Here is a 17,154-nt window from a genome sequence, read left to right as displayed (position 1 = left end):
CACTAAATAGATCAAAGCAAAAAAAACCCGATCCGTAATATAGATAAACTATATTACAGATCGGGTTTTTTTCTATTCACGCTTATTGTGTTAATCCTAACTGATCGCGTAGTTCGTTTGAAAGTGCTAAACGATTTTCTTCCGGTACTAAATAATAGTAGATTCCCTTAATCATTTTCCCACTTCCTTCTAATTGCTGTTGTTCAATACTGGCCGTGGCACCGCGGTAGCTTTTCTGAATATCGAACATTTCATCTAAGGTTAAATTAGTTTCAAGGTTTTTACTAATCGAATTTAATATATCCTTATAACTAACCAAACTTTTAATTTTTGTTCCTTTGTTAATTACTTCCTGAATAATTTGACGTTGTCTAGCTTCTCGTCCAAAATCTCCTTGTGGATCCTCATAACGCATTCGAGAGAAACTTAATGCCTTTTCTCCATTTAAAGTCAATAATCCCTTTTTAAAGTGATAACCATCATTTGTGAAGTCTAGAGTATTCATAACCTCTACTCCACCAATTGCATCTACAATACCCTTAAATCCCTCCATATTGACCTCTAAATAGTAATCAATAGGTATGTTTAAAAATTTCTCTACGGTGTTTACACTCATCTGTATACCACCGAATGCAAATGCATGATTAATCTTATCAGTACGATTTTTCCCTACTATTTCAGTACGAGTATCGCGTGGAATACTAATAATTTTCGTCGTATGTTTTGTAGGATTTACGGTTATGACCATTAGCGAATCAGAGCGCCCTTGGTCACCTGGCCGTTTGTCTACTCCTAGGAGTAAAACTGAGAATGGATTTTTTTCCTTAACGCTGACGGGTTCGACCCTTTTCTCCGTCTTTTCAATTGGGTGATAGATCACGCTTGTCGTTTTCGTTACTTCATGATAAATATAAAATCCAGTAGCCCCGGCTATAACTACCAGTACGGTCAAAACAATTCCAATGCGCAACATTATTTTTTTCCAGCTCACGGATATTGCTCCTTTTAGTTAAAATTAAAATGTAGTTAGACTATTTTTTTTGTTTTAATGTTAAAACATTAATTTCAGGTGGGTTAAATAAACGAAACTTTAGGAACCGAATAAAATTGCTACTTCCAAGACCTGTACTCACATATTGTTTAGTATGTTTGTACTCCCAAAGACCTTTAACGCGGTTTTGTGGAGGAAACAGACCACCCCACTTATACCATCCCTCTGGAACGAATGGGGCTCCTATAAAGGGTAAGCGAATTTGTCCTCCATGATAATGTCCAGCAATTATCAAATCGTATTTCCGATCTCTAAATTTCAGACTAGAATCATTTAAAAGACTATCAATTCTCGTGTCAACTATAGGATAGTGATTAAGCGCGATTAAGACATCATTCTTTTTTAAATGATTAATACTAGACATCTCTTTAATTAATGATTTACGGTGCTCAATATACTGCTTGGTTTGTACATACTCAGGTAAGAAGATTCCATTTGTTTGTTTTTCACTTTGAGTAACGTTCAGAATCGACGTTTCAAAGTCAACGAAGTTAATTGTGGAATTGTTTTTTTTGACTGAATAAACAGATTCCAAGAATTTGACGCCGCGTTTTTTAATTCCTTTTATGAACTTACTTTTTACTAATACACCTTTTGAATTTACATAATATGCCTCTGGATCTTCATTTCCAGGTATATAAATGGCATTCTCTTTGTTATGTATTCCTTCTAATAATTGATAAAAAGGCTTAATATTAGTACTTTGGCTTTTAAGAATCATATCCCCAGTAAAAACAATGGCATCATAATCCGTGGAATTAATGGATTTTAACAAGCGACTTTGATTTTTACCAAACTCTTTACTATGCAAGTCTGTAATTTGAAGAATTTTATATCCCTCAAATTCTTTTGGTAAGTGGTCTACTAAAACGTCTTGTTTTGCTATTGTAATTCGGTTATTATCCCAAATTATATAAATTACTAGGGCACAGATAAATAATATGATTAACCCGGCAACTACTTTCGCTAGTTTATTTTTCAAAGTAACCGCTCCATTATCCACTTTTTATACAAAGTATTGATAACCCGTTCAAATTAATACTTGATCGTCTGCTTTAATTCCAAAAAATCAAAGAGCTCCTCAACGCTTTCAGTTACATAAACATTCTTACATTTACTTGCGTCAACTTTACTTTCAAACCCGTAACCATAAGTCACGGCAATAAAATCAATTCCCACTTTCTCTGCACCGATTGCATCATGCATGCTATCACCGATCAATACTGCTTTTGATAAATCATTTTGACCTATCTCTTCTAAACACATTAAAATTAAATCTGATTTACTAAGCGTATCGGCATCATCAACTCCGAAAATAACATCAAAGTGCCTGCTTAATTCGAAATTTTCCAAAATTTCTTTTGCTAAATCATCCCTCTTTAGTGTTGCAACTGCCGTAGTACATTTTTTCTCTTTTAATGAAAATAGTAATTCTTTAATATAGCTATATTGCTTAGCTTCAAATTTACCCTTTTCTTTGTATCTACTTCTATATATTTTCACAGCTTCTCTTGCCTTCTCTTCATTAAAACCGCACTCTCGCATAAATGATTCGACAGGTGGTGGACCAATAAATCGTCTCTGCTGTTGAACTGTTAATTCGGGTGCCCCCATTAGAATTGCAGTATGATTCGCACCAATCATGATTCCTTCCGCTGTATCTAATAATGTTCCATCTAGGTCAAAAATAATTGTAGAATATTTCATATGCCCTCCGCTTTAATATGTCTTACTATATAAATGAACATCTTTATAAATCGTGGACGTTACATAGTGAATTCCCATATGATTTTCTATATTGGCTAAGTAATTTTTTATTTCTTCATTCTTCTTAACAAGCTCAACCATTTCAATATGATTGATTAATTCTGTTGAATAGTAGTTTTTAGCCTTGTTTAAACTGAATCCATCAAATCCCGCAAGATACACATGATCAATAAATAAACGATTTAATAGATTAATAGCCATTAATCCTGCGTTATCTGAAATTAAGGAGTTTTCTAGCAGTAAATCAGAATAATTAACGACTATTGATGAATCGACTTTTATGTTTGTAATGTTAGATGTTGTTATTAAGGTTGTTGTAAATGATAAATCTTTTATCACATCTTCCATACTCTTAAATCTCTTACTATTGCTAATAAAAATGGCATTACAGTTAAAAGTACTTGGTAAAAAATTTACACTAATAATAAATGGATCCTCTTCGTTTATAAACGTTTTAATATTCTCTAATTCTTTTTCGATTGATTTACCTGGTGCTATAATAAGTACTTTTTTATTGCCAATTAGCTTCCTTAATCTCTTCAAACTTTCTGTATCGTCTACCAATTGCATTTGATGACTTATGTATAAATCTTCAATATAATTTTCATCATAGAGTTCACGTTTTTTGTTCGGGATTTGCCTCAATATTGTATTGATTGACTTAACAGAAATCGTCTGTTTATTCATTAGATATGATGCGTAGTTAGGGTGACAATTATTGATTGCCGCTATGAAATAGGGAACTGAATAACCCCATTTAGGCTCATTAAAAAATCTACTCAAATGTTCATCTACAATTTCCAATAACGGTACTATATTATATTTTTCCTCAATATTTTCATTAATGTACTCGGAAATTAGCTCCGTGCATAAATTTCCAGCTCCTCTTCCCATACCAAATACCGAAGAATCTATTATTATATTTCTTTTAGTGTGCAGTGTTAGCAATTCTTGGGCATTTGAAAAAGATAATTGCAAATTATTATGAGAATGGAATCCGATGTTAATTGTTTTATCAAGATTATGATCTAGTAGGTGGTACATTCTTAGTAAATTATTTTTGTACATGATTCCAAGTGTATCTACTAGGTAAAATGCATATGGTTTTAACTCATTAACTTTTTCAATCAAAGCTAACAGATTTGCATCAGTGTAACTAGTAGTACCAACTGGTTGAATAAACACTTTATACCCTTTTTCAATTAACATTTTTCCATATTCTAATGCTTCAGCAATTTCTTTTTCATTATCATGGAATGTTAATCGAATTCCATCAATTGAAGTACCATCATATACTTTTATTTTATCGATTGAGATGAATGGTTGATCAATCATAGCTACGTAAATAGTATCTTTATTTTTTGGCTGAATCAGTTCTTTGATTTTTTCAATATCATTGAAAATTGTAGTATCATTATCATAATCCACATTTCTAAGAAATCCACATTCGATAATGTCTATATTAGATTGCGTCAACTTTTCAATTACTTTTTTAACCGTCCTCTTACCAAAATTCCAATCGTTGATGTATCCACCATCGCGTAAAGTACAATCGAGTAGCTTTATATTGTTCACTCAAATACCACACTTTCTAAACGACTTTTGATGATATCTCGTACTTTATCTAAATCTTTTGGAGTATCTACGGAAAGAGTCGTCACATTTGCTTCCACAAATTTTATCTTTTGACCATTCTCAATAAATCTAAACTCATCAATGTCTTCGGCTGCTTCCAAAGGGCCTCGTGGTGCTGAATAACAGAACTCCAATGCACTTTTTGTAAAACATTGTACTCCAACAAACTTTTTATAATAGAAATCGTATGTCCCTTTTGGATAAGGAATTGGACTTCTAGCTAAATATAATCCATATCCAAAAACATCTGTTGCAATTTTTATTTTAGAGAAGTCCACAGCCTCTAAAGGATTCTTTAATTCTGTCATTAGATTTGATACATATAATGACTTCGAATCAACCCCATTAGGTAGAATTCTACTAATCGCCTCAGTTTCAATTAAAGGTTCATCACCGTTTACATTAATATAAAAATCAGCATCTACTATTGTAGAAACTTCGTATAGACGATCTAGATGTGTTTTATGATTTTCAGAAGTCATAATCGTTTTTATTCCATAACTTTCACAAACTTCTTTAATTCGTATATCATCTGTTGCTACATATACCTCATTTAGTCCCTCTAATCCTTTTAATCGTTCGTGAACCCACCAAATCATTGGCTTTCCACAAATATCTGCTAATGGCTTACCTGGGAATCTTGACGAATTATATCTAGCTGGAATTATTCCGATAATTTTCATTTTTACCTCCATTTAATAAAAATCAGTTTTGAGTACAACTATAAAAAATAGTAGACTTACTTGTAAATCTATCTAAACAAAGGAATAAACCTTTTACGTTCATTATAGTGAACAACGCGTTATTATAATAGCTATAGCTATATAATTTACCTATATTTATTCAACTTGTGAATCACTAAATCTTTCACCACTTTTTACGTTTTCATAAAATTTAAAGAAGTTTATTTTGGAATCTAAATAGGTGAAAAAACTTTGATCTTTTAAAGGGTTTACTTGTAATTCTAAAAGTATAAATTCTAAATAATACAAATACCTGTATATATCAGAGTCCGTTAAATCTTCATTAAACACTGAATTACAAAATGTATCATCTAAATAATCACTTATAAACCTATTAAAAGCTAAATCTATTTCTTTTGATAGAACATAAACATCTTTTTCAACCATATTAGAAACTTTATAGAAAGTGTTATAGAAAGTTATAAAATAGAAATCAAAAAAATAATTTCTCTTTTCAAGCGTGTTCCAGTCAATCACTTTTGTTTGATTCTTACTTTTAAGGATATTTCCTTCCCAAAAGTCTCCATGTGAAAAACCTAGGAGAATTACCGATTTTAAATTTTTCCCTATTTTTTCATTTAAACTTAAGATAAAATCCCAAATATTCGTTAAGCTGTTTTCTAAATAAAAACCTTCTTTTAAAAATGATTCAAATATTTCTCTTATTTTATTCAATACATCTTGGAAATATTGACTTAATAAAATTTCCTGATACGTATCACTTAATATAATATCTCTTAATATTGGAAGAATTTCCGAGTAAAATTTGTTTAGATCATTAAAGTCAAATGCAGATGTTTTTAAATTTAAGTAGCTCTCCCTCATGTATCTTTCATCAATATTCCAATCTAATATTTTGGATGACAATTTACACTTTTGGGCCTCTTTAAGTTTAAAAATTTTTTCTTCAATCTTATTGATTGGATAATTTTCAGGAAACACTGTTAATACACTTTTTTCCCGAAAATTTATTATCTTGAATTCTCCTTGGGTTGCTTCGATTAAAATATGTCCTAAGTAGGATGAAGATTTTATTAGAGAAGAATCTTGATTTTTGTAGTAAAGTATTTTTTTCCTATAAATCAAATAAATAAATTGTCCTACACGGATTAACCTAACGATTGGTTTAAAGAAATTCACAAAATGACTATTAGTCTTTCGATCAAGAAAATTAAATGGATTTCCGCGAAAAAAAAGAAAATATATAAGACTTAATAAATTTTGATCTAAATGGACATATAAAGAGCTATATAAAAATTTATCGATATAAAGATATTTATACACTTTTCCTTTTTTAAGCTTTTTGCTTCCTAATTTATTTGTTAGCATATGCACTACCCCGTTTAAAAAATTAAATTAACTATATTATTTATAAGTTTTATTACTTTAGTGTTTAGCTAAAAAAGAAGACAAATAAGTTTAATTTAATTCATAACTAAGAATATCTTTTATCCTATATAATACTAGCAATTGCTTAATTTCCCTTCATTACAAATCTCTAATATTTTTCTTATTTAAAGGTCGTTAATTTGTGACTATATCTATTTAAACTTTAATTTTTCACTCTCAAAAAAAGCAAATTAATCTAATTACTTGAGGACATTAACATCTTCTTATTATTTTTCTTTCCCAAAACATTATCAAGATCTACTCTTTCAAACACCTCTAGCATTCCTCCCCTAGTAGCATTAAATATCTTAATATTATTTAGATCAGCGTATTCCTTTGCAACTTTGAAAGCATGTATCATTTTATTTCCAGCTACAGAGTAAGACGGATCAAAGTAGTCGTAATTTTTAAAATGATGATTTAAGTCTGTTGTATAATTACAATCAGTACCAAGTAAATAGATTTCTTTAATTCCCATATAAACTGCAATTTGAATAAGTGAATATGTAATTGTATAACCATCATAAACGGTGGCAAAAGCGTCATTACTAAATTTAGTATTATATTTCCTATGCAACCAATTATGGTTGAGCATGTTCATAGGATATATATAAAACTCACCCGGTACCTCTGTATACTTTAAAATAGACTCACCAATGAATTTACATTCTGAGTCCAATTCTTTAATTTCTTTTTCAAATGTAAGATAGTTTCCTATATCCTGAATACCATAATACGTCGGTCTCCAATCTGTTTCGTCAAACGCGAGACAAATTGAATTCATACTAAAGGTAATTTCACCTTGGAGCTTTTCTAAATCCTCCATTTTTAGACTCGGTCCTGTTGCAACAATAAAACATCTTTCATTTAAATGTCTATTTTTTATGTTCTTTAATCTTTCATAACGGCTATTTCTATAAATTCGTGTTACTCTGAAAAGCTTTTTTAAGTTAAACAAAATGTTTGGTATAATGACCGGTCGAATCATAGGTATAAAATCATATCGAAGTCTTCTAATACAATCATAAAAGTAGAATGTTACCCTATTACTTTTTAAGATGTCCTTAATTGTCATATTTCCCCAACCTCTTTATTAATTACTCAATTCATTATCAATAACTTAATATTGAGTCCCCGTTTTAGATGATATTTGATCATTATCACCATATATTTCCTTTAACTTACTAAGTCTATTTAGTAAACGATAATCTGTTATTTGATTATTAGACAAATTGATTTTTTCTAAATTGCTTAAGTATTGAATGCCATCTAAATTAGTAATATTCTGACCACTTAAATCTATTTCCTTTATAGAGTTTAATTCAGAAATGGTGATCCATTTTACATTTGGATTTATAAGTTGATTTCTGATACAACGTTCCAAATTAGGATCAATAAAAGTAGCTACTCCTGCTATTTCAGCAGTTGTATAGAATTCGAATCCTAATTTTCTAGCCTCTTTAATAATTACTTCTATCATGTTAGGAGAAGTTCTCCATGTTCCAGCAAAGTTTGATTCTTCTCCCCATCCAAAATCTTCCCACCTTACTTCTTCTGGTAGTATTGAGTGGGACATTAAAATTAAGTTTAATCCAGTTTTCTTAGCAACTCTAAGAACTTTCTTTATATATTTTTCACTTTTTAAAAACGTGTCATCGATACAAATAGAAGGAGCAAATCCCGTATGATTAAAAGGCGTTAAATGCTCCTCAGACATATTTCCTCCTCTTACAATTTTAAAGTACTTCGATACTAATGCGGTTATCATCTCATCATTGTATGCTGCAAATGGAAATGCATGCGATACGGGTACCTTAAACTTTTCTCTTGTTTTGGAGTGGGCTTGTTTTTCCATCCATTTAAATAAAGGTTCGATTTCATCTTCAATCCATTTTGATAAATTATATTCTGTGATGTACGCTTTAGCATTTTCGTGCTTTAATCCATGATGAGCAAGTTCATGACCGTTTGCTTGTAATTCGAGTAATAGATCAATTTCTCTTTGTGTATGCTCCCTTTTACCTTCATAATGGTGAAATGCATTTATATTAAATGTGACTTTGACATCATAATAGCCAAATAGATCCATACCATATTTATGCCACTGCTCCACTCTAAAGCTGTCATCGAAAGAAAATGCAATACCAGGTTTACTTACAAATGGAACATCTGAATTAATTTTAATCAATTTATTATTTGAGTGAATTTTCTTTTCCATTTCCTTAATTAATTTTGCGTAAAACCTATGCCAATACCAAGTTTGAGCTGCTTTCAGTCTAATTTTTCTATATACTTTCTTAATCATCACGTTCCTCCCTTAAAGAATAATATAAATTAGATATTTTCCTATTATTAAATAACTGAATGCTTCAATTTATGATCCACTGCAACTAATTTACCTTTATTCATTTTGAAAACAATATCACAGTTCTCAATTGTGCTTAGACGATGCGCTATAATAATTAATGTTTTTTCACCTTTTAAGCCATCGATAGCTTTCATAATTTCTTTTTCTGTTTCATTATCCAAAGCAGATGTTGCTTCGTCCATAAAGATTATTTCTGGATTATGGTAAAGTGACCTAGCAATTCCGATACGTTGACGTTGTCCACCAGAAAGCCTTACTCCTCTTTCACCCACAGTCGTATTTAGTTGATCTGGGAGTGACTCAACAAATTCTTTTAATTGCGCTTGCTCTAATGCCCTCCATACTGCATCCTCATCAATTTGGTCCTCATCTAATCCAAATGCAATATTTCCTCGAATTGTATCATCTGATAGGAAAATCGATTGTGGGATATAACCAATTTTTTGTTTCCATAGTTCTTTTTGATTGTTTAAATCATTCCCATCAATTAAGATTTCACCTTTTTCTGGATGGAATAACCCAAGAATGATATCAACTAGTGTTGTTTTACCAGCGCCGGATTCACCAATAAATGCCACAGACTGACCAATTGGAATCGTTAATGATACATCCTTAACTGAAAAGTCTCGCTGATTAGGATATCTAAAGGAAATATTGTTCAATTTAATGGATTGAGTGAAAACTCGCTCATTAAGACCAACCACTACTGAATTTTCCTTGCTAATTTGATTATCACTATTTACTAGATGATCTTTATTTAAGAATAAATCTTCATAAATAATTGATAACGCAGGTTCTGAATAACGTATCGCAGTTATAAACCCTACAATACGGGTAATTGAAGGCATTAGACGAAATGCTGCCATAGCAAAAAGTGCCATTGTTGAAACTAGACTAGTAGTATTACTACCTTTAAAAACTATGATTAGCATCGTAATCAGCACAATTGTAACCATAATTGTTTCAATAAAATACCTTGGCACTTGGTTTAACATATTTAATTGTCGGCTGTTTTTCGCGCTAATCAGATTTTGACGAGCAAAGGCATTAACAAAGAAATCCTCTTTACCTGAAACCTTTACCTCTTTACTTGCACCTAATCCTTGATTTACCCATTTAATCATTGCAGCATTTACTATTTGTTGTTCCTCACCTAAGCGGCTAATCTTTTTACGAAAAAACCTAAAAAATAAAAATACACTCCCACCTAATAATGTTGAAGCGACTACTGTTGCTAAAGGAGCTGTAACAATTAACAATACTAAAATAAACGAAGTCACTAAAATTTCCGTTAGTAATTGAAAACCAGATATAATAATCCCCTGAAAAACTTTTGTAATCTCCGTATTTATATTTCTTAGTAGTTCAGATGTATTTCTTGATAAATGAAATACATAAGGTTTTGTTAAATACTCTTTAAACAAACTACTAGATAATCTTACTTGCTGATTTAAAATTACCCGTACCTGTATATAGTTAAAAAATAATAAATAAATATTTTTTATAAAAAAGACTCCAAGTAATGCTATACCTGCAAGTACCACAAATCCACTTACTGAATGAAAGTGAAAAAATTTGTAAATATATGATAAAATAGCCTGTTCTTTTATTACTGAAGGGTCAGTTAAAATACCCACAAAAGGAAAGATTGCTCCAATTCCTATTGTTTCAAATATTGCTGCTACGATCATCATTAACAATAATATGATTAGTTTTTTCTTTTCTTTTTTGTTAAAAAGCATTAGTAATTTATTTAATGAAGACTTCAAATTTATCACCCTTTTAAAAATTAAAATAGACTTGTAGCACCTAGTTATAAAGGATTACTAAGTCTTTTTTGAACTAAATTATCAAACAAGTTCGAATTAACCATAAAAATAAACCAACCTATTTTTTCTTTTTTTATAAAATATGGGTTGTTTATAAACGAGAATAGACTTAAGCAGAATTCCGACTTTAATTTTTTCAACTCTTTGTTACTATTAGGCACTTCATTTTTTGCTTTATAGTAGTACCTAAAAAATAGTGGTATATAACAATACTCCGCTTTTTTTTGTAAGTCAAACTGCTTTATTGATTCAAAAAAATCTACTCTTTCTTTATAAGCTTTAATAAAGTCAAGATGCTTAATATTAAAACTAGATTGTGTAATACTATTTATTCTTTGTAGATAAAAATGCAATTGAATAGGTAGGTATGTGACTTTCGAACTTCTATAAAGTAATTTATGAGCAATAAATTCATCTTCATGGATCCTATCTTCTTCAAACGCTAGATTGTCAAATAAGGATCTTTTGTACAATTTATTCCAAACAACTACAAATTTAACTCCATTTTCTCCGTATAATTCATTTAAGGCTTCGATGTTAGTATAATGTTCTTCCTTATATCGAATAGTAGGTTCCTTTGAGTTGATGCCTTCACCTTCACTCACTTCCAAGTAGTCACACATAACAATTTCAGACGAATATTTCAAAGCATAACTATGTAATATTTCATACATTTTAAAATGGATGAGGTCATCACTATCGACAAATGCAATAAATTTTCCCTGTGCTATTTTTAGACCAGCATTTCTTGCTGAAGATAACCCACCATTTTCTTTGTGAATCACTTTTATCCTCCGGTCACTGAGGGCAAAATCATCACATATTTCCCCACAACAATCAGGTGACCCATCATTGACTAGTATCAGTTCAAAATCTTTAAATGTTTGTGCGAGTATTGAGTTGATACATTTTTTTAAATATGGTTCTACTTTATATACAGGGACGATTATTGAAATCTCACAAGGCATCCAATGTCCTCCTATTCAAAAGTTAAGATATTCTAGTGACTATTTCATTTTCATATTTAATGTCATTAATCCCATGAACTTCTGTACCATCTGGAACTTCACCAACATACTTATTTTTAATAGCTTCCTTCTCCACCGCGTTATTCAAAAACCATTCATATTCAATATCAATATGACCTATGTCAACTGCATGATAGCCAATACTAGCTAAATCATAAGCTAAGACTGTGGCTGTAGGACCAAGTGCAATTAATACTAACTTTGATTGACCATGCTTTTTTACTTCTTCTAATATTTGATCATACCTCTCAAATGCATTAGTTACTGGGCACAATATTCTTTTTATTGATTTTGCATTGTCGAACAAATTATTTCCAATTCCTAATCTACTTTGTTCTCCTTCGACAATAATGACTTCCCTTTTATTCCACAACTTTTTAATAGTCTTAAATCTAAATTCAGACTGACTCTTATCCTTATGGTCTATATAAAGACGCGTAACTAACGAATCGTAATAGATTTTATCTCTTTGGAGTAGTTTATAAATCTTACTACGATTTAAATTTAAATATCTAACCCAATAATTTCTGGACCTTTCTGTACACCAATCAACATTATTAAAAATATTTGGAATCAATACTTCATGATTTTCTTGATTACTCTTAATAATTTCTCTTAGTCTAAGACTTAACTCTTTTGAGTATGGCTGAAATCGTAAGCTTTGGCCATTCATTAAATTAAACTCACCATCACCATATCTACTAATAGAGCACTTTTTTTGAACAATTAAATTTAAACTTTCATCTGTTGTTTTCACAGAAGGTTGGCTAGTAAATAAAAAAACCATTCTATTAAATAGAGTGGTAATCTGTTCAATACTTTTTATTTTAATCTTTGAACCTAACACATACATTCTTCGGTAAATGTTCATCCTCTTTTTCTCCTTGATAGGATATTAATGATTAACTTATAAAAAATAGGGTGAATGCGAGTTGCAAATAATAATATTTTTACATTTGCTACATACTCTTTTAGCCTAATTGTTTCTGTGAAGTAATTGTTTAAAATTGCGGTTACTTTTTTATATTCTTTTTGATATAAAGTACTATTTGGATCTAGAGAAATGGTGTTTAAAACCGCCATTGCGTTATTAGCTAGTTTTAATGTTACGATTGGTTTTAGTTCTGGATAATACTGACTAACATACCTATAAATTTCGTCGTAAATTAGAACTGCATCAATACTTTTATTTTTTACTGCTAGATCCATCGTACTATTTTCACGTTTAATATAATGATATTTTGGTTCACCAATATAACATACTTTTTCACTCTCATTGATTACTTTATAAGTAAATGCTGTATCTTCATACATGATTCCTTCTGGAAATCTAAGATTTTCCAAAAGCTCTCTTTTTATTAATTTCGACCAAACGACTTCATCGTATAATTCACCTTCAAATAATGCTTCCATTGCTTGACTCTTATTATGAATCGTCAATGGTTGTGATCCATTTATAATTGTCTTGTCATTGTAATGAACGATGCTTGTACAGTTTGCTATTTCGCAGTCATTCTCGATACACATATTATAAAGAAGCTCATACATATCTGGTTCAATCCAGTCATCACTATCAACAAATCCTATATAATCTCCCTTTGCTATGTTTAAAGCTGCATTTCTTGCACTTGCTTGCCCACCATTTATTTTATGAATTACTTTTATTCGTTCATCCTTTTTAGCATACTCATCACATATGACTCCGCATTGATCGGGTGATCCATCATCTACTAAAATAAGTTCAAACTCGGTTAATGTTTGTGCTAAGATTGAATCCACACATTTATGTAAATATGGTTCAACTTTATATACAGGAACAATAATACTAATTTTTGGATTCACTTACTTCAACCCTTTCTATCACTAGTAGTTTTCGGCATGTAGAGTATGATCTAAGAAGGTAATTTAACCCGCTAATATAATTTATAAATATAAAGTTAAACTTGCTAATATTTAATTTAGAAGACCTTACCAGTGGATAAAACTTTTTTAAATTTGGATTTACTAAAAAATCTTGATAATTTCTTACGATTTTATTTTTCAAATCATTGCGATACTTTTTTTCAGGATCAACCTCTTTATTTTTAAGTAGTAGTTGGTAATAATTTAAAATTTCAGTGAAAAACTGTGATTCTGATAGGGTAAGTAAAGACTGTTCACTAACTCGTTCTCTTAGAAAATGGTATCGCTCCTCTTCACACTCTAATCCATCTAAATTTCTTAATGTGAAATTTTCCTGATTTGACATCGTACTACCGTTTCTTTGTAAATAATAATATTTACTCTTTCCGATGAAAACGTATTTCTTAGCCATATAATAAATTTTAAATGCTAAAAAACCATCTTCGTATAATTTATTTGGAAATCTGATAGTTTCGAAAATTTCCTTTTTATACAGTTTATTCCAAACACAATTTCGGTATCTATTATTTAATAATCCCATTAACGCTACCAAATGGTCTCCAATTTCAAACTCATTATTATTTTGAATTGGTTGTACTTTACTTCCATTGACAATATTTATGCCGCATTCAACAACGTCCGCTCCGTATTTCATTGCATTTTGAAATAACAATTCAAACATATCTCTTTCAACATAATCATCACTATCAACAAAACCTATATAATCTCCCTTTGCTATATCCAATCCCATATTCCTTGCGCTAGCCTGCCCACCATTTTCTTTATGAATTACTTTAATTCTTTTATCTTTAGAGGCATAATGATCACAAATTTCCCCACTTTTATCTGGTGATCCATCGTTAACTAGAATTAATTCGAAATCAGCAAACGTCTGATCCAATAGTGAATTTATACACTTATGAAGATAGGGTTCTACTTTATATACAGGAACAATAATACTGATTTTTGGATTCATTCATTTCACTCCATCTTATCCAATATATTGATATAACTTATCTATTTCAGAAGTAGTATCTACAATTTTGTTTAATAGATTTCTAGATAATTCCTCGCTTTTTCCGGGGTTGTTAATTAAATATGCTATTTTTTCATATAACTCATCTTGGTCAAATTTTACAATTAACCCATCATAATTATCAGTGATTTGCTCATACGCCCCTGTAAAATTTGTAGTAACGATTGGTTTATGCAAACACCTAGCTTCAGCTAAAGTAAGACAGAAACCTTCATGTCTAGAAGTTTGTACATAAAGATCGGCATTTGCTACATAAGGATATGGATTTTGTTTTGCACCTAATAAGATAAAATTGGATTCTAACCCAAGTTTATGAATTAACGCCTCGTATTCCTTGCGATCCTCACCTTCACCAATGCAATACCATCTCACGTTATATCCATTTTCAATTAATTTTGATAATACTTTTATAGCCATATCTTGACCCTTTTCCATCGAGAGCCTTCCAACCGTCAAAATTTTCATTCCTATGAAACTATTATCAAAGTCAACCTCTGCTAAAGACATATTATTAATTACACTTGATGAAAGTATATTTTTAAATACTTCTGTTTTCTTTACATCTTGTGGTAATTTTTCAATTAGCCTTTTCTTTGCTTCCTCTGAAACGACAAAGATCTTATCGAACTTTTTATGAAGCTTTTTATATAATTTAGTATTAATTAGATGTTTTGAAACATCGAAGTGAACCCATGACACCTTTTTTTTAGCAGTTACTCTGTTGGCGATATAATAATCAATGATGTCAGTAGGACCTTGATATGCAATAGCTACATCATACAAAGTAAAATCTTTTGGAACATCCTTAAAAATATGATGATAATAAATATTTCGATCTGCAGTTTTTTTGGAAATTAAGTATTTACTCAAAAAAGATAGCATTTTTACGTATTGCTTATTATCAAAGTAATCTTTCAAAGTTTTGTGTGGAGGTTGTAATATAATATCTTTAATTGTAGCAAACCATGTAGCTTCTACTACTTTAACCCAATCTGGGATATTACCGAAAAATCCGCCTTTTTTCTCTAAAAGTAGGAGCGTTATATCATATTTATCTTTTGGAATTACTGATAATAATGATAGAAAAGATTTCTCCACACCGCCTATATTCATACTACTAAGCATAAATAAAATTTTTTTCTTCATATTTCACCCCAAAAATGAGTATTAAAAAACCAGAATATCGATCTAGATGACTAATGAGGTAAATTTTTTATACATTGAGTAAATTCAATTTCTCTATTTCCTTTGTAGTATCTACAGATTCTTTTTGTAAATTTATTTTTATTTCATTTCTTAAAATCTCATTATCTAGTAATTCTTTCACTGCCTTATACATTTCCTCTTCATCAAAATTAACAATTAAGCCTGTTTCCCGATTTATGAGCTGTTCGTTTGCACCGGTAAAATTTGTTGTTACGATTGGATTATTAAAGCATCTTGCCTCAGAAAGAGTAATGCAATATCCTTCGTGTCGTGATGGCTGAACATATAGATCGCATTGCTTCATATAAGGATATGGATTTGTTTTCGTACCTAATAAAATAAAGTCTTCCGAAACATTATGCTCATCTATTAATTTGAGATACTCTGCTTTACCTTCTCCATCTCCAATGCAATACCATTTAACATTGTATCTAGCTTTCTTTAGTTTCGATAATACTTTGATTGCTAAATCCTGACCTTTTTCAATTGAAAGTCTTCCAACCGTTAGAATTTTTATTCCTTTAAAATCTTCATCAAATCCTGACTCTCTTTCCGCCATCTTTTCGATTAAACTTGAAGAAATAATATTTCCGAATGTATTTATTTTGTTTTTTATTCCAGATAACTTCTCTATAAGTTTTTCTTTCCCTTCATTTGATACAACGAAAATTTGATCAAACTTCTTATACAGATTAATAGCAAACTTGTTATTAAAGGAAATTTTAGTTACATCAAAATGAATCCACTGAACTTTCTTTTTGGCGTTTATTTTGTGCATAACAAAATAGCTTATTAAATCCATTGGACCTGCATAAGCTACCGCTATATCATATTCTTTTTCAAATTTGCGATAATCCTTTAATACATATTTAAAGTATGAACTTCGATCTTTCATAATCTTTGAAAGTAAGTGATGAAAGATTAAATTAATAGAGCGAATCGGTTTACCATCTTTTAATATTTCCATTGCTTCAAATAATGGTGGATTATTTAGTAAAGCTTTTATTTTGTCGTAATCTTTTACATATTCAATTAGAATATTACTTGGTAATTTATTTAAAAAACCACCAAACTCTTCTAGCATAAGTACAGTAATTTCGTATTCATCTTCATTCATCTCAGATAACATATTTAGTAGTGCTTTTTCAGTTCCACCAATATTCATATTAATTATCATAAATAATATCTTTATTTTCATAG

General features: G+C 30.2%; 15 protein-coding genes. All 15 read right to left on the bottom strand.

Annotation, left to right across the window (positions count from 1 at the left end; translation table 11 throughout):
* Positions 1 to 82: 82 nt before the first annotated feature.
* A complete protein-coding gene (locus COI44_RS13375) occupies positions 83 to 973 on the bottom strand; it encodes an LCP family glycopolymer transferase (protein ID WP_098428661.1) in 891 nt (296 codons plus the stop codon).
* 58 nt (positions 974 to 1,031) lie between these two features.
* Positions 1,032 to 2,033, bottom strand: coding sequence for a metallophosphoesterase (locus COI44_RS13370; protein ID WP_179887115.1), 1,002 nt, complete (start codon positions 2,031 to 2,033; stop codon positions 1,032 to 1,034).
* Positions 2,034 to 2,086: 53 nt separating this feature from the next.
* Positions 2,087 to 2,758 (bottom strand): HAD hydrolase-like protein, encoded by a 672-nt coding sequence (locus COI44_RS13365; protein WP_098428405.1) that lies wholly within the window; start codon positions 2,756 to 2,758, stop codon positions 2,087 to 2,089.
* A 12-nt stretch (positions 2,759 to 2,770) separates the two neighbouring features.
* Positions 2,771 to 4,393 carry an aldolase catalytic domain-containing protein gene (locus COI44_RS13360; RefSeq protein WP_098428404.1) on the bottom strand — a complete coding sequence of 541 codons (1,623 nt, stop codon included), beginning with the start codon at positions 4,391 to 4,393 and terminating at the stop codon, positions 2,771 to 2,773.
* Positions 4,390 to 5,136, bottom strand: a complete 747-nt coding sequence (locus COI44_RS13355; RefSeq protein ID WP_098428403.1) for a 3-deoxy-manno-octulosonate cytidylyltransferase — start codon at positions 5,134 to 5,136, stop codon at positions 4,390 to 4,392. The genes COI44_RS13360 and COI44_RS13355 overlap by 4 nt, the downstream gene beginning before the upstream one ends.
* A gap of 156 nt (positions 5,137 to 5,292) precedes the next feature.
* Complete coding sequence (locus COI44_RS13350; RefSeq protein WP_098428402.1) at positions 5,293 to 6,525, bottom strand: hypothetical protein; 1,233 nt, start codon at positions 6,523 to 6,525, stop codon at positions 5,293 to 5,295.
* A 256-nt stretch (positions 6,526 to 6,781) separates the two neighbouring features.
* Positions 6,782 to 7,660: a 6-hydroxymethylpterin diphosphokinase MptE-like protein gene (locus tag COI44_RS13345; RefSeq protein WP_098428401.1), complete on the bottom strand. Its 879-nt coding sequence runs from the start codon at positions 7,658 to 7,660 to the stop codon at positions 6,782 to 6,784.
* 45 nt (positions 7,661 to 7,705) lie between these two features.
* Entirely contained in the window at positions 7,706 to 8,890 is a 1,185-nt protein-coding gene (locus COI44_RS13340) for a polysaccharide deacetylase family protein (RefSeq protein ID WP_098428400.1), read from the bottom strand.
* A 47-nt stretch (positions 8,891 to 8,937) separates the two neighbouring features.
* Positions 8,938 to 10,731, bottom strand: coding sequence for an ABC transporter ATP-binding protein (locus COI44_RS13335; protein WP_483295485.1), 1,794 nt, complete (start codon positions 10,729 to 10,731; stop codon positions 8,938 to 8,940).
* 35 nt (positions 10,732 to 10,766) lie between these two features.
* Positions 10,767 to 11,750 carry a glycosyltransferase family 2 protein gene (locus COI44_RS13330; protein WP_098428398.1) on the bottom strand — a complete coding sequence of 328 codons (984 nt, stop codon included), beginning with the start codon at positions 11,748 to 11,750 and terminating at the stop codon, positions 10,767 to 10,769.
* Between the two features lie 22 nt (positions 11,751 to 11,772).
* On the bottom strand, positions 11,773 to 12,681 hold the full coding sequence (locus tag COI44_RS13325; RefSeq protein ID WP_098428397.1) for an SP_1767 family glycosyltransferase: 909 nt from the start codon (positions 12,679 to 12,681) through the stop codon (positions 11,773 to 11,775).
* Entirely contained in the window at positions 12,678 to 13,652 is a 975-nt protein-coding gene (locus COI44_RS13320) for a glycosyltransferase family 2 protein (RefSeq protein ID WP_098428396.1), read from the bottom strand. The genes COI44_RS13325 and COI44_RS13320 overlap by 4 nt, the downstream gene beginning before the upstream one ends.
* On the bottom strand, positions 13,636 to 14,688 hold the full coding sequence (locus COI44_RS13315; RefSeq protein ID WP_098428395.1) for a glycosyltransferase family 2 protein: 1,053 nt from the start codon (positions 14,686 to 14,688) through the stop codon (positions 13,636 to 13,638). Before COI44_RS13315 ends, COI44_RS13320 begins: the two co-directional genes overlap by 17 nt.
* 15 nt (positions 14,689 to 14,703) lie before the next feature.
* Positions 14,704 to 15,894 carry a glycosyltransferase gene (locus COI44_RS13310; RefSeq protein WP_286163909.1) on the bottom strand — a complete coding sequence of 397 codons (1,191 nt, stop codon included), beginning with the start codon at positions 15,892 to 15,894 and terminating at the stop codon, positions 14,704 to 14,706.
* 67 nt (positions 15,895 to 15,961) lie between these two features.
* On the bottom strand, positions 15,962 to 17,152 hold the full coding sequence (locus tag COI44_RS13305; protein ID WP_098428394.1) for a glycosyltransferase: 1,191 nt from the start codon (positions 17,150 to 17,152) through the stop codon (positions 15,962 to 15,964).
* Positions 17,153 to 17,154: the final 2 nt, after the last annotated feature.

Source organism: Bacillus sp. AFS088145, assembly GCF_002564465.1.
Lineage (GTDB): Bacteria > Bacillota > Bacilli > Bacillales > Bacillaceae_G > Gottfriedia.
Note: the sequence above shows the minus strand (reverse complement) of the source record. Positions and strands in the feature narration are given on the sequence as shown.

What these genes read in the sequence shown, in the direction of transcription:
- COI44_RS13375 (WP_098428661.1), bottom strand. Translation starts at nt 973, where the DNA reads ATGTTGCGCATTGGAATTGTTTTGACCGTACTGGTAGTTATAGCCGGG.
- COI44_RS13365 (WP_098428405.1), bottom strand. Translation starts at nt 2,758, where the DNA reads ATGAAATATTCTACAATTATTTTTGACCTAGATGGAACATTATTAGAT.
- COI44_RS13355 (WP_098428403.1), bottom strand. Translation starts at nt 5,136, where the DNA reads ATGAAAATTATCGGAATAATTCCAGCTAGATATAATTCGTCAAGATTC.
- COI44_RS13350 (WP_098428402.1), bottom strand. Translation starts at nt 6,525, where the DNA reads ATGCTAACAAATAAATTAGGAAGCAAAAAGCTTAAAAAAGGAAAAGTG.
- COI44_RS13345 (WP_098428401.1), bottom strand. Translation starts at nt 7,660, where the DNA reads ATGACAATTAAGGACATCTTAAAAAGTAATAGGGTAACATTCTACTTT.
- COI44_RS13340 (WP_098428400.1), bottom strand. Translation starts at nt 8,890, where the DNA reads ATGATTAAGAAAGTATATAGAAAAATTAGACTGAAAGCAGCTCAAACT.
- COI44_RS13330 (WP_098428398.1), bottom strand. Translation starts at nt 11,750, where the DNA reads ATGCCTTGTGAGATTTCAATAATCGTCCCTGTATATAAAGTAGAACCA.
- COI44_RS13325 (WP_098428397.1), bottom strand. Translation starts at nt 12,681, where the DNA reads ATGAACATTTACCGAAGAATGTATGTGTTAGGTTCAAAGATTAAAATA.
- COI44_RS13315 (WP_098428395.1), bottom strand. Translation starts at nt 14,688, where the DNA reads ATGAATCCAAAAATCAGTATTATTGTTCCTGTATATAAAGTAGAACCC.
- COI44_RS13310 (WP_286163909.1), bottom strand. Translation starts at nt 15,894, where the DNA reads ATGAAGAAAAAAATTTTATTTATGCTTAGTAGTATGAATATAGGCGGT.
- COI44_RS13305 (WP_098428394.1), bottom strand. Translation starts at nt 17,152, where the DNA reads ATGAAAATAAAGATATTATTTATGATAATTAATATGAATATTGGTGGA.